At 74.4% G+C, this 12,717-nt stretch carries 14 protein-coding genes; 6 read left to right on the top strand and 8 right to left on the bottom strand.

The genetic code is table 11. From position 1 onward, the window contains the following. Positions 1-68 precede the first annotated feature (68 nt). Complete coding sequence (locus tag ACWCHM_RS14005; RefSeq protein WP_454222682.1) at positions 69-1,832, bottom strand: thiamine pyrophosphate-binding protein; 1,764 nt, start codon at positions 1,830-1,832, stop codon at positions 69-71. After that, positions 1,825-2,943, bottom strand: a complete 1,119-nt coding sequence (locus tag ACWCHM_RS14010) for a baeRF2 domain-containing protein (protein ID WP_454222684.1) — start codon at positions 2,941-2,943, stop codon at positions 1,825-1,827. The genes ACWCHM_RS14005 and ACWCHM_RS14010 overlap by 8 nt, the downstream gene beginning before the upstream one ends. Positions 2,944-3,088: 145 nt before the next feature. Between ACWCHM_RS14010 and ACWCHM_RS14015 the strand changes: the two genes are divergently transcribed. After that, the gene (locus ACWCHM_RS14015; RefSeq protein WP_454223081.1) at positions 3,089-3,631 is read left to right on the top strand and encodes a hypothetical protein; all 543 of its coding nucleotides are present in this window, start codon (positions 3,089-3,091) and stop codon (positions 3,629-3,631) included. Positions 3,632-3,705: 74 nt separating this feature from the next. Here the strand turns inward: ACWCHM_RS14015 and ACWCHM_RS14020 are convergent, their stop codons facing one another. Further along, positions 3,706-4,041 carry a DUF3817 domain-containing protein gene (locus ACWCHM_RS14020; RefSeq protein ID WP_204960296.1) on the bottom strand — a complete coding sequence of 112 codons (336 nt, stop codon included), beginning with the start codon at positions 4,039-4,041 and terminating at the stop codon, positions 3,706-3,708. Between the two features lie 162 nt (positions 4,042-4,203). Here ACWCHM_RS14020 and ACWCHM_RS14025 point away from each other — a divergent pair, with 162 nt between their 5' ends. From ACWCHM_RS14025 to ACWCHM_RS14040, 4 genes are read left to right on the top strand one after another with little or no spacing between them, the layout of a single operon-like run. Then, on the top strand, positions 4,204-5,685 hold the full coding sequence (locus ACWCHM_RS14025) for a glutamate--cysteine ligase family protein (RefSeq protein WP_204960297.1): 1,482 nt from the start codon (positions 4,204-4,206) through the stop codon (positions 5,683-5,685). 31 nt (positions 5,686-5,716) lie between these two features. Further along, a complete protein-coding gene (locus ACWCHM_RS14030) occupies positions 5,717-6,196 on the top strand; it encodes a DUF2975 domain-containing protein (RefSeq protein WP_454222685.1) in 480 nt (159 codons plus the stop codon). Further along, positions 6,196-6,417: a helix-turn-helix domain-containing protein gene (locus tag ACWCHM_RS14035; protein WP_088645242.1), complete on the top strand. Its 222-nt coding sequence runs from the start codon at positions 6,196-6,198 to the stop codon at positions 6,415-6,417. Before ACWCHM_RS14030 ends, ACWCHM_RS14035 begins: the two co-directional genes overlap by 1 nt. After that, positions 6,414-6,578, top strand: coding sequence for a hypothetical protein (locus tag ACWCHM_RS14040; protein WP_454222686.1), 165 nt, complete (start codon positions 6,414-6,416; stop codon positions 6,576-6,578). The genes ACWCHM_RS14035 and ACWCHM_RS14040 overlap by 4 nt, the downstream gene beginning before the upstream one ends. A gap of 41 nt (positions 6,579-6,619) precedes the next feature. Here ACWCHM_RS14040 and ACWCHM_RS14045 read toward each other — a convergent pair whose 3' ends face one another. Next, positions 6,620-7,174 (bottom strand): TetR/AcrR family transcriptional regulator, encoded by a 555-nt coding sequence (locus ACWCHM_RS14045; RefSeq protein WP_454222688.1) that lies wholly within the window; start codon positions 7,172-7,174, stop codon positions 6,620-6,622. Positions 7,175-7,239: 65 nt separating this feature from the next. Between ACWCHM_RS14045 and ACWCHM_RS14050 the strand changes: the two genes are divergently transcribed. Then, positions 7,240-7,731 (top strand): FBP domain-containing protein, encoded by a 492-nt coding sequence (locus ACWCHM_RS14050; protein WP_281898140.1) that lies wholly within the window; start codon positions 7,240-7,242, stop codon positions 7,729-7,731. A gap of 79 nt (positions 7,732-7,810) precedes the next feature. Here the strand turns inward: ACWCHM_RS14050 and ACWCHM_RS14055 are convergent, their stop codons facing one another. The 4 genes from ACWCHM_RS14055 to ACWCHM_RS14070 all read right to left on the bottom strand — a co-directional run bounded on the left by ACWCHM_RS14055 (position 7,811) and on the right by ACWCHM_RS14070 (position 12,368). After that, positions 7,811-9,385 carry a pentapeptide repeat-containing protein gene (locus ACWCHM_RS14055; RefSeq protein WP_454222689.1) on the bottom strand — a complete coding sequence of 525 codons (1,575 nt, stop codon included), beginning with the start codon at positions 9,383-9,385 and terminating at the stop codon, positions 7,811-7,813. A gap of 103 nt (positions 9,386-9,488) precedes the next feature. Beyond that, positions 9,489-10,115 carry a response regulator transcription factor gene (locus ACWCHM_RS14060; protein WP_204960303.1) on the bottom strand — a complete coding sequence of 209 codons (627 nt, stop codon included), beginning with the start codon at positions 10,113-10,115 and terminating at the stop codon, positions 9,489-9,491. Further along, positions 10,112-11,380, bottom strand: coding sequence for a sensor histidine kinase (locus ACWCHM_RS14065; RefSeq protein WP_454222690.1), 1,269 nt, complete (start codon positions 11,378-11,380; stop codon positions 10,112-10,114). The genes ACWCHM_RS14060 and ACWCHM_RS14065 overlap by 4 nt, the downstream gene beginning before the upstream one ends. A 55-nt stretch (positions 11,381-11,435) precedes the next feature. Next, a complete protein-coding gene (locus ACWCHM_RS14070; protein WP_454222691.1) occupies positions 11,436-12,368 on the bottom strand; it encodes a hypothetical protein in 933 nt (310 codons plus the stop codon). Positions 12,369-12,717: the final 349 nt, after the last annotated feature.

Raw genomic sequence — 12,717 nt, forward strand, 5'->3', positions numbered from 1 at the left:
GCGACCGCCCAGCGCGGCCCGGGCCGGCCGGGGTGGGCGTCGACCGGACCGGGCACCGGGCCCGGAGACTAGACGAGATCCTCCGCCTCGACGATCTGCCGCTCGGCCGCCATCATCCGGTCCCGGATGCGTCGGGTGGCGTCGCCGTCGGCGAACAGACCCCGCAGGTCGGCCAGGGACGGCTCCGGAGCGCCAGGCGACACCGCCGGGTCCACCACCGCCTCCAGCACGCACGGCCGGTCGGCGGCGAGCGCCTCGTCCCAGGCCGCGCCGACCAGTTCCGGCCGGTCCACCCGGACGCCGTGCAGGCCGAGCAGCCGGGCCCAGCCGGCGTACGGCACGTCGGCGCGGCGACCGGGCACGCCCGGCTGCCGGCGGCCGTCGCCGAGCCCGGCGTGGTCCCGGTTGTTGAGCACCAGCACCACCAGCCGGGGGTCGGCCCAGTCCTGCCAGCGGTGGGCCACGGTGATCAGCTCGGCGAGGCCGTTGAGCTGCATCGCCGCGTCGCCGAGCAGGGCGAGCACCGGGGTGTCCGGGCGGGCCAGCTTCGCGGCCAGCGCGTACGGCAGGGCGCAGCCGAGCGAGCCGAGGGCACCGCAGAGCTGCGCGTCGACCCCGGGTGGCAGCAGCAGGTGGCGGGCGTACCAGGAGAGCACCGAGCCGACGTCGACGGCGACCGACCCGGCGTGGGGCAGCCGGGCGGACAGTTCCCGCAGGACCAGTTGCGGGTTGACCGGCTCGGCCGGCTCTGCGGCGTGCGCCGCGGCCTGGCTGCGCCACCTGTCGACGGTGCTCTCGACGGTGGCCCGCCACTGCCGTTCGGGGCGGTCGGCGACCTGGCCCAGCAGCGCGCGCAGGGTCTCGGTGGCGTCGCCGACCAGCGGCACGTCCACCGGATACCGGGTGCCGATGCGTCGCCCGTCGATGTCGATCTGGATGGTGCGGGTCTGGCCGGGCAGCGGGAAGTAGTCGGTCCAGGGGTCGTTGGTGCCCACCAGCAGCAGGGTGTCCGCGCCGCCCATGAGCTGCGCGGCGGCCGTGGTGCCGACCTCGCCGAGCACACCGGTGTGGAACGGCAGCCGTTCGTCGAGGACCGGTTTGCCCAGCAGCGAGGTGGCCACCCCGGCGCCCAGCCGGTCGGCCAGCGCCACGATCTGTTCCGCCGCGCCCCGACCGCCCTGCCCGACCAGGATCGCCACCCGCTGACCGATGGTGAGCAGCGCCGCGGCGGCGTCCAGGTCGGCCTGGTGCGGCAGCACCCGGGCCAGCGGTTCGCCGGGGGTCGCGGTGAACACCCCGGCCGGGTGTGGTTGCAGGTGCGCCACGGCGGCCTCCTGCAACGCCCGGGGCAGCACCACGCAGGTCGGGCTCCGGGTCGCCGCAGCGGTCCGGAACGCCTGGTCGAGCAGGGACGGCACCTGCTCCGGGGTACGCCCGTAGCGGACGAACTGGTGGCACACGTCGCCGAAGAGCCGGCTCAGCCCGATCTCCTCGTGCACCTCGCCGAGTGGCCCGGTGACGTCCTCACCGAGGATCGCCACCACCGGTTTGCCGTCCAGCTTCGCGTCGTACAGGCCGTTGAGCAGGTGCACCGCGCTGGGGCCCTGGGTGGCCAGGCAGACCCCGATGCCGCCGGTGAACTTGGCGTGCCCGGTGGCCATGAAGGCGGCGCTCTCCTCGTGCCGGGCGGGGACGAACTCCGGGTCCCCGCCCGCGGCGTCCAGCGCCCCGACCACCGGGGCGATCGCCGCCCCCGGGCAGCCGAAGACGCGGGGCACCCGCCAGGCCCGCAACCGCTCCACGACCAGGTGCGCGACGGTGCGGTCAGCCATGGTCGCGTCCCGGGGTGGCCGGGTCGACGTAGCGCAGCACCGCGCCGACGCCGTCAGCCAGGTCGGGGGCCTCGTCCGGCCCGAGGACGGTCAGGTCGGCGTCGGTGCCGACCAGTGCCCGGACCAGGGCGGCGTCGGTCCGGACCCGTTGCGGGTCGGCCACGGCGGCGAGCTGGTCGGGCGCGGTGGCGATGTCGGTGGCCCGGGGGCCGATCCACAGCTCGCCGTCGGCCGACGGGTCGTCGACCAGCAGCATGGTGTCGACCTGGTTGCGTTGCAGGGCGGCCACCACCGCGTCCAGCCCGACGCCCACGTCCTGCTGGGTGCCGAACCGGTCCAGCGCGGCGCTGACGTGCTGGTCGGCGACCTCGGCGATGGTCTGCACGGTGACGTCGTCCATCGCCGCCGGGTCGGCGCCGCCGGCCCGGGAGCCGGCGTCGGTGCGGACCACCAGGTCCTGCCAGCGGGCCGGCAGCTGGGCGGCGATCATCCCGGTGGCCCGGACGTCCCCGGCGACCACCACCACGTCCGCGCCGACCCGGTCGGCCAGTTCGGCGGTGGCCGCGGCGGCGTCCCCGGCGTTGTGGTGCCAGGCCTCCGTCGCGGCCCGCTGGTAGCGGGACTGGGACCAGCCGCCGGGCTGCACCCGGCGCAGCGGGTAGCTCTGCCGGCCGGTGACGTGGGCCCGTCGGGGCACCCCGCCGGCGCTGACCGCGACGGCGTCCGCGCCGGTGCGGTCGGCGAGCACCCGGACCCAGGCGACCTGTTCCCCGCGCTGGGCGAGCAACGGCATGACGTGCGGCAGCGGGGCGTACGCGGCCAGGTCACGCAGGGGCGGCGCGGCGAGGTACTCGGAGAGCACCACCCGGCCCCGGTTGGCGAACGCGGCGAGTCCGTAGTCGCCGGGCAGCGGGTCGTGGCCCCGGACCACCCGGTCCAACGCCGCGATGGTCGGCTCGTCCGCGCCGTCGGCGGCGAGTTGCCCGGCCAGGGCCCGCCAGCGCAGGTCCAGCGCCGGACGCGCGTCCTGGGTGTCCCGGGAGGCGTCCAGGTAGACCGAGCACCACGGCCCGGGACGGTCGTAGAGCGGGTGCAGGAAGGACAGCTGCATGCTCGACCCCTTTCCGGCTCGGCCGCCCGCTTACCCGCGCCGCCGGGGATGTCACCTCGGCCGGGCCGGGGGACGTGACCGTCGGTTCATTCATGTCATTCGACCCGGAAGACGGATACCATCAGTGAACGGAACCGGACTCTCGGTGGTGAACATGGACAGCGATCTCCGTAATCGGGTGATCCGCCCGACGCAGCGGATATTCACCGGGCGGGTCGTCCGGTTCATGGACGGCTACACCCGCGAGGTGCGCATCGGCCAGCCGGTGCTGGTGGCGGTGCTGACCGCGGCGAGCGTGGCGGGCCTGCTGGTGATGCTGGTGCGCACGGCGCTGTCGCAGTCCGGCGGCGGCGCCCGCCGCAAGTGGAAGGACCTCAAGAAGGGGCCGGAGTTCCTGGTCACCCCGGTCCGGCTGCGCGACGACCAGGGCCAACTCTACGAGGTGGAGCTGCACGGGCACCTGGCGCAGAGCGCGGTGCACCCGTCCGACTGGGTGCAGCTCACGCTGCGCCCGCAGGACGTCGACCTGCCGCCCCGCATCGAACGGATCGTCAACCTGACCACCGGGCAGTTGCTCACCCCGCGTACCGCCACGATGTGGAGCCACCTCGGCCCACCGCTGCTGATCCAGGCGGTGCTGGGCGCGGTGCTGGTGCTGCTGGTCGCCGCCGCCGTGGTCCTCGTCTGACGCCGACCGGCCGCGCCCGACCCGACGGGTCAGGGCCCGCGCGGCAGCAGGCGGCGACGGGCGGCCGGGGGTGGTCAGCCGACCGGGGTCAGCGGGCGCTGCTCCCCGGTGCTGCGCAGCAGGCCCCGGCGGGCGGCCCAGCGTTCGAAGAGCAGGGTGGCGAAGGGCGGCACCGCGCAGACCAGGGCGACGAAGGTGACCCCGGGCGACCACCGGTGCAGCCGGGCCACGGCGAGCACCAGCAGGCCGTACGCGACGAAGAGCGCGCCGTGGATCGGCCCGAAGACCTGGACGCCGATCTCGTTGCCCGGCGGGCCGTACTTGACCGCCATGCCGACCAGTAGGGCCAGCCAGGAGCAGGCCTCGGCGATCGCCGCCGCCACGAACAGCCGGGTCGTCTTCTCGCGCATCGCGCCATGCTATCCAGCAGCCGTGGCCTGCCGGCCCGTGACGGGCGGCGGGCGACGGGGATCACCCGGGTCGCCGGTGGGTAGGTAAGGGTCCTTCGGGTCTTCCCGGTTCGCCGGGGACGTGCGAGGTTTGTCGGGACCAACGGTGACAGGGCGGTGGCCATGGGCGAGGAAGTCGGAGCGCGCACGTTCAGCCGGGAGGACCGGGCCCGCTACCGGGAGAAGGTCCGCCGGTGTCTGGACGTCTTCGCCGAGATGCTGCGGGAGTCCCGGTTCGACGTGGAGCGGCCGATGACCGGTCTGGAGATCGAGCTGAACCTGGTCGACGACGACTCCCGGCCCACGATGCGCAACGCCGACGTGCTCGCCGCCGTCGCCGATCCCAGTTTCCAGACCGAGCTGGGCCAGTTCAACGTGGAGATCAATGTCGCGCCCCGGCGGCTCGTCGGCACCGGCACGGCCGAGTTCGAGTCCCACGTACGCGCCAGCCTGAACGCCGCGGAGGAGAAGGCCCGCACGGTCGACGCCCACATGGTGATGATCGGCATCCTGCCCACCCTGGAGCCGGGGCACCTGACCGCCGGGGCGCTGTCGTCGAACCCGCGCTACGCGCTGCTCAACGAGCAGATCTTCGCCGCCCGGGGCGAGGACCTGCGGATCGCGATCAGCGGGGTGGAGCGGCTGGCGACCACGGCCGACACGATCACCCCGGAGGCCGCCTGCACCAGCACCCAGTTCCACCTCCAGGTCAGCCCGGCCGACTTCGCCGGCTACTGGAACGCCGCCCAGGCGATCGCCGGCGTCCAGGTGGCGCTGGGCGCGAACTCGCCGTTGTTCTTCGGCCGGGAGCTGTGGCGCGAGACCCGGGTGCCGCTGTTCCAGCAGGCCACCGACACCCGCTCCGAGGAGATCAAGGCCCAGGGGGTTCGCCCGCGGGTGTGGTTCGGTGAGCGCTGGATCAACAGCGTCTTCGACCTGTTCGAGGAGAACGTGCGCTACTTCCCGGCGCTGTTGCCGGTCTGCGACCCGGAGGACCCGGCGCAGACGCTGGCCGCCGGTGGGGTGCCGAGGCTTGCCGAGTTGCGGTTGCACAACGGCACCATCTACCGCTGGAACCGCCCGGTGTACGACGTGTGGAAGGGCCGTCCGCACCTGCGGGTGGAGAACCGGGTGCTGCCGGCCGGGCCGACGGTGGTGGACACGATCGCCAACGGCGCGTTCTATTTCGGGCTGGTCCGGGCGCTGGCCGAGTCGGACCGGCCACTGTGGTCGCAGATGTCGTTCAGCGCGGCGGAGGAGAACTTCACCAGTGGGGCCCGGCACGGCATCGACGCGCAGGTGTACTGGCCGGGGTTGGGTTACCTGCCGGCGACCGAGCTGGTGCTGCGCCGACTGCTGCCGTTGGCCCACCAGGGGTTGGACCGGTGGGGGGTGGACCCGGCCGAACGTGACCGGCTGCTGGGCATCATCGAGCAGCGCTGCCTGACCGGACGTAACGGCGCGAGCTGGCAGGTGGCGACGTTGCACCGGCTGGAGTCGGCCGACCACCTCGACCGGCCGGAGGCGTTGCGCGAGGTGGTCCGCCAGTACGTCGAGCTGATGCACAGCAACCTGCCGGTCCACGAGTGGCCGGTAACCGATTGACTTTCGATAGGTTGCGAGCGATAGTCGATACATGACGACGGCGCGCTGGGCGGTCACCGCCCTCAGAGTCTTTCTCGTGGTCCTGTTCGCGGTGTTGGTGCTGTTCCAGACCATGTCGCTGCCCGGCCAGTTCGCCCACCTGGCCCGGGAGTCGCCCGAGCAGGCGTACCTGCGCTGGCCGGCCACCGCCGTGACGGTGTTCTGGGTGCTCTGCGTCCAGGTGGTGATCGTCGCCACCTGGCGGCTGCTCACCCTGGTCCGCGACGACCGGATCTTCAGCGAACCCGCGTTGGCCTGGGTGGACGCCATCGTCTGGGCGGTCGCCGCCGGGTGGCTGACGCTGGTGGGCGTGTTCGGCTACGTCGGGTTCCACGCCGACGACCCCGGCCTGCCGATGCTGCTGTTCCTGCTGTCCGTCGGGGTCACCGTGCTCGGACTGCTGATGGTGGTGATGCGGGCGCTGCTGCGCCAGGCCACCACGCTGCGCTCCGACATGGAAGCGGTGATCTGATGCCCATCGTCGTACGCATCGACGTCGAGCTGGCCAAACGCAAGATGAGCGTCGGTGAGTTCGCCGAGCGGGTCGGGCTGACCCCGGCGAACGTGGCCGTGCTGAAGAACGGCCGGGCCAAGGCGGTGCGGTTCAGCACCCTGGAGGCGATCTGCCGGGTGCTCGACTGCCAGCCGGGCGACCTGCTCGAATTCGTCGACGACGGGGAGCCGACGCCGTGAGGTACCTGCTCGCCCCCGCCGCCGCCGTGCTCCTGGCCGCCGGGGTGGCCGGCGTCGTGCTCGGCGAGTCCGACGACTCCCCCGGGCTCCAGTTCCTGGGCGGACTGCTGGTCATCGGCGCGGTCGCCATCGGCGTCCGGCTCGCCCGCCGCCCACGCTGACGCCACCGAGCCGACCCGGGCGGGCGTGCCGGCGACGGCGGTCAGGGCGTCGGCCAGTTCCGCAGCAGGGCGTCGAGGGCGTCGAGGACCCGGGTCCAGCTCTGCCCGGTGTCGGGGGCGCTGTGGTCGAAGCTGCCGCCCAGTTCGAGGTTGACGTAGCCGTTGAAGACGCTGCCGAGCAGCCGTACCGCATGGGTCTGGTCGGGTTCGGGCAGGTCGTAGCCGCGCAGGATGGCCCGGGTCAGCTCGGCGTGCCGCCTGCCGGCGCTGGCGGCGGCGGTGGCCGGGTCGAGCCTGAGCTGGGCGGCGGCCCACCGGCCCGGGTGAGCGCGGGCATAGTCGCGGTAGACGCCGCCGAGGGCGGCCAGCGCGTCCCGGCCGGCCCGGCCGGCCAGGGCGTCGGCGGCCCGGACGGCCAGCTCGTCGAGGGCCAGCAGGGCGATCCGGGTGCGCAGGTCCCCGGAGTTGCGCACGTGCGCATAGAGGCTCGCGACCTGTACGTCGAAGCGCCGGGCGAGCGCGGAGAGGGTCACCCGGTCGAACCCGACCTCGTCGGCCAGCTCCGCGCCGGCCCGGGTGAGACGTTCCGTGGTCAAGCCCGCACGTGCCATAACTCATTATGCGTTTGCCTAAAGTTTTTAGGCAAATTACCGTGACCGCTATGGAGCCACTGACCGAGCAGGAGATCCGTTCCGCGTTCGTCAACTGCACCAAGGGCGAGAGCAAGCGGCTGTACGTCCCCCGCGACCTGGCCGGGCGCCCCTGGCCCGACCTGGACTATCTCGGCTGGCGCGACCCCCGCGCCCCCGACCGCGCCTACCTGGTCACCGAGGTGGCCGGCCGGCGGACCGCCCTGGTGCTGCGCTGCCCCACCCCGACCACCAGGCAGCCACCGCGTGGCCTGTGCGCGATCTGCCTGACCTCACCCGCCGGTGGCGTCAGCCTGATGGTCGCGCCGAGGGCCGGCAAAGCCGGGCAGCAGGGCAACTCGGTGGGCACCTACCTCTGCACCGACCTCGCCTGCCCGCTCTACGTCCGCGGACGTAAGGACCCCGGCCCCGGCACCCGGATGCAGGAGTCGCTCACCACGGCCGAGAAGGTCCAGCGGCTGACGACGAACGTCGCCGCGTTCGTCGCCCGGGTGACCGGCTGACCCCGACCGACGGGGCGGCGTGGCCGGCGGCGGGACCGCGCGACAGCGGTCCGGTGCGCACCGGGCCACGCGGCGACGCTCACCCCGGGGGTGACACCGCCTCGTCGAGCACCATCCCGGCCCGGCCCGCCACCTCGCCGAGGACCTCGCGCACACTGCGCCGACGGTCGAGCTGCGCTCCGGCGAAGCTGACCGGGCCGTGGAACGACGCCCGCCCGACGCCACCGCCGAGCGTGAAGGTCGCCGCGGTGAAGACGCTCCCCGCGAACCCGGTGCCGCCGTGGAACTGGACACCCGTGAAGTCGGCGTGGCCGACGTGGCAACCGCCGAGGTCGAGGTCGACCAGGGTGGCCCCACAGAGCATGAGGTCCGTTCCCGCCCAGTGCGGCGGCCCACCCGGAGTGTCCGTCGACGGACGCAGCCGCGCCGCGAGCATCCGCTGCGCGGTGCGCCGCAGCTCCAGCTCGGCGGCCTGCCCGTCGGTGCGGGGCCCGGCCAGGTCGAACGACAGCGGCATCCGCAGGTAGCCGCAGACCGCGTCCACCACCCGCTGCCGCAGCTCCGGCCGGGCGTCGCCGAGGTCGGCGAGGGCCGCCAGCCCGGCCCGGCGCACGTCCGGGTCGGCGTCGGCGAGCTGGCCAGCGTACGGCCGGACGGAGTCGTCGGGCACCAGCTGCGCCCCGTCCGGCCCGGCCGGTGCCAGCGCCGGCGTCCAGCCCAGCGGCCAGCACACCGGGCCGTCGTCGGCCGCGCCGGCCCAGGTCGCGGCGGTGAGGTCCACGGTGGGCTGGTCGAGGTGGACCGGACCGGCGAACCGCGCCTGCCGGAACGTCGCGGCGGCGGCGAACCGCGCCTTGAAGAACCAGGTCGGACCAGCGAAGCGGGCCTGCCGGAACGACACCGGTCCAACGAAGCGGGCACCGTCGCCACCCTCGCTCCACTCCTGGTAGTCACCCATCAGCACGGCGACGGGCCAGTGCGGGTCGGCCTCGTTCGGCTCGTCCCAGGGGGCCGGGGAGGTCTCCTCGACGGTCTCCCAGGCTGGGTCGTCCTCCCACCACTCGTCCTCGCCCCGGCCGAACCAGGCGAACGCGGCGAACCGGGTGTCGGTGAAATCGGCGTCGGCGCGGAAGCGGGCCCGACCGAATGCGGCATGGTCGAGGAACCGGGCCCGGGTGAACCGGGCCGAGCCGTGCCAGAGGGTGCGGGCGAAGTCGGCGACACCGGTGAACCGGGCGTCGGCGAACGAGGTGGCCCCGAGGAACCGGGCGTCGGCGAACCGGGCCGCACCCAGCACCGCGCCGGCGAGGTCGAGATCCACCAGGGTGGCCGCCCGCAGGTCGAGGTCGACGGCGGACGGTGGTTCCGGGTCGACGCCCGGGTCCACCGACCCGGCCGGGGTCTGCGCCGCCGGGCGCAGCAGCACGGCCAGCACCCGGCCCGCCTCCCGCCGGGCGTCGGTGTCCCACCCGTCGGCGTCCGTCGACGCCCGCAGCCCGTCGGCGAGCGCCGCGACCGCCCGGGACCGCAGCCCGGGATGCCCGGCCACCAGCTCACCGAGGCTACGCAGGGCGGCGAGCCGGCCCGCGCCCGTCTCCTGCGTCACCGCGCGGACGGCTTCCTGAAACGCCGGTTCCGCCTGTCCGACCGTCACCCGACCTCCCCACCCGAGCCCCCGCCGGGACGCCCCGGCGTCGCGCAGGATAGCCGGACCGACCGACACCGGCCCCGGGCGGGCGGGCGGCGCGGCGTACGCGTCAGCCGCCCCGGGCGAACAGGGCCAGGCGTACCCGGTTCGGGCTGTCCGTCTTGGTCATCAGGCTGGTGATGTGGGTCTTGACCGTGGTCACACCGATGTGCAGCCGGTCGGCGATCTCGGTGTTCGACAGCCCCTCGGCCACCAGGGCGAGCACGTCCTGTTCGCGGGCGGTCAGCCCGGCCACCGGGCGGGACGGCTCGGCGCGGGCGTGCACCGCCCGGCGGACCAGCCGTTGCAGCACCTCCTCGCTGAACGGGCTGCCCCCGGCGGCGGCCCGGCGCACCCCGTCGACCAGCTCGCCGGGTGGGGCGTCCTTGAGCAGGAACCCGCAGGCCCCGGCGGTGAGCGCGGGATAGAGGTGGTCGTCGTCGCCGAACGTGGTCAGCACCAGCACCCGCGTCGCCGGCCGGTCGGCGAGGATACGGCCGGTCGCGGTGATCCCGTCGACGCCGGGCATCCGCAGGTCCATCACCACCACGTCGGGGACGAGCCGGGCGGCCAGGGTGACCGCGTCGCGTCCGTTGTCGGCCTCCCCGACCACCTCGATGTCCGGCTGCGCGTCACAGAGCATGCGCAGGCCCGCGCGGATGAGGTGCTGGTCGTCGACCAGCAGCACCCGGATCACGACCGCCGCGCCGGGTAGGGACCGGCCGACCCGGGCGGCGGGGTAGCCGTACCGCCGGGAGGGGGGCCGGCGGCCGGGGACGGGCCGGCCTCGGTCGACGCCACGGCGGGCAGCACCGTGCGGACCCGCCATCCGGTGCCGGCGGGGCCGGCGTCCAGCCGCCCACCGAGCACCTCGACCCGTTCCCGCATGCCGGTGAGGCCGTGCCCACCGCCGGGTGGCACCGCCGCCGGCGCCCAGCCCCGCCCGTCGTCGGCCACCTCCCAGTGGACGGCGTCGTCGATCACCGACACGGTCAGCCGCGCCCGCGCGGACGTTCCGGCGTGCTTCACCACGTTGGTCAGCGCCTCCTGGGTCAACCGCAGCACCGCCAGCCCGCGTACCGCGTCGAGGGCGCCCACCGCCGGGGCGACGTTCGCCTCCACCGTAACCCCGGCCTGCCGGGCCCGGTCGACCGCCGCCCCGAGCGCGGCCGGCAGCGCCGACGGCTCGATCGCGGTCAACGTCGCGTCGCCGTGCGCCACGTCGGGATCGCGCAGCACCGCGACCAGCCCGCGCAGGTCCGCCAGCGCCGCCGTCCCGGTGGCGTGCACGTCGTCGAAGACGGCACCCACCCGGGGGTCGAGATCGGTGAGGACGTGCCGGGCGACACCGACGCGCAGCACCATCGAGGCCACGTGGTGGGCCACCACGTCGTGCAACTCCCTGGCGATGGCGCTGCGTTCGTCGGCGCGGGCCGCCCGCTGCTCCGAGTCGCGGTGCAACTGCTCGGCCCGGTCCCGTTCGTCGGCCTGCCGGCCGAGCTCCCGGTTGGTCCGCACCACGGTGCCGATCAGCAGCGGCAGGCCGACGTCGACCAGCAACCCGAACACCGTGCCGGTGACTCCCCGGCCGGTGTGCCCGGACGGGTCGAACGCGGCGACCACGGTCAACGCCACCGCCGCCCACCATCCGGTGCGGGGTCGCCGGGACCGCATGGCCACCTCGAGCAACGCCCAGCTCGCCCCGACCTGGTTGATCGTGGTGTCGTCGAGGACCACGATCGCGGCCACCAGCAGCGCGGTCTGCGCCGTCAGGTTGAGCAGTGGCCGGCGGTGGGCCAGCAACGCGACGGCGAAGGCGGCCGCCGCGAGCGCCCACTGCCGGCCCGTGGGTGGCTGCCCGGTCTTGGTGCCGAAGAGCAGGTAGCACAGGCCGCTGAAGTCGAGCAGGACCATCCGCACCAGCGTGTCCCGCGTGTCGAACAGCCGTCCCAGCCAGCCCACGCCGATCAGCCTACGGACCGCAGGACCGGCGCCGGACCCGCCTGGTGGGTGGCGGTCACGCGGCCAGCGCCAGGTCCGGACGACGCCGCCGGGACACCACCACCGCCGTCGTGGCGAGCGCGGTCGCGGCCACCAGGGCGGCCAGCGCGGCGACCGTGGTCAGGTCCGGCCGCAGCAGCGGCTGCCCGCGCAGCGCCTGCCAGGTCAACAGCAGCGTGAGTACGCCGTACCCGGTGCCCGCGACGGCCAGCAACCGGACCCGGTCGGTCTCGTCGAGCCGGCGGCCCAGGTATCGGCGCAGCAGGAAGGCCAAAATCGGCAGCGCCTGCATGGCGTGCAGCCCGACGAAGTGCCCGATCCGCAGGTCGCCGCCGGTGGTGCTCCAGCCGAGGACGGGCAGCCCCGGTCCGCCGTCGGGCACCCCGACGCTGTGCGCACCGGTGATCCCGGCGTCGGCCGGTGCCTGGCCCGGCTGGGTCATCGGCACCGCCACCAGCATGCCCAGCGCGGACACGCCGAGCCCGAACCCCATCGCCCACCGGGTGACCCGGTCCCCGGCCCGCCGCACCAGCAGGGTGCCGGCGACGACGACGTGCGCGACGAACAGCACCATGACGGCCGCGCCCATCACCCGCCAGAGCGCCGCGTTGAGCGGGCTGGTCGCGTTGTAGTGGCTGGTCGTTCCGCGCAGCACCTGCCCGACGATCACCGTCATCTCGATCAGGGCGGTGGCCACCACCACGCTGGCGGCCCACTCCCCGACCCGGCTGCGGCGGGGCAGTTGGGCCAGCATCCAGGCGAGGGTGATCCCGTAGACGACGAAGGACACCGAGAACTTGAACGGCTTGAGCCAGATCGGCACGCCGGTCAGCACCCGGGGGTCGGCGACCATACCGACGGCCGTGACCACGGCGAGCACCGCCATCGCGGCGCTGAGCAGAACCAGCGGGCGGTGCCGTCGGGCCGCCCGGGACATCAGGTGAGTCATGCCTGTAGACGTTCGTCGGTCGGCGGCCCGACCGCGTCCGACCGGGAGCCCCGGTCACGACCCCCGGTCGGAGATCGACTCCTCCCCAGGGAGGAGGTGGGCCGCCTGCCGATTGACGGCATCGAAAACGGTCAGTACCGTGGGACGGAAAGCGCTTACCTACTCGAATTGACTGGTCAGCGCGTCGGGACCGGCCCCGGTCGTCCCGCCGGCAACATCTCGCGTCCGACGATCCGGGCTGGTCCGGCGCGAGGGGTCCCTCCCGTGACGGGCCGGTAGGACGGGCCCGCCCGCACCGACCCCGCCGGGCACCGGAGTCGCCGGTCCCCCGTGCGGGCTCCCTCACCAC

This window comes from Micromonospora sp. SCSIO 07396 (genome assembly GCF_053667945.1).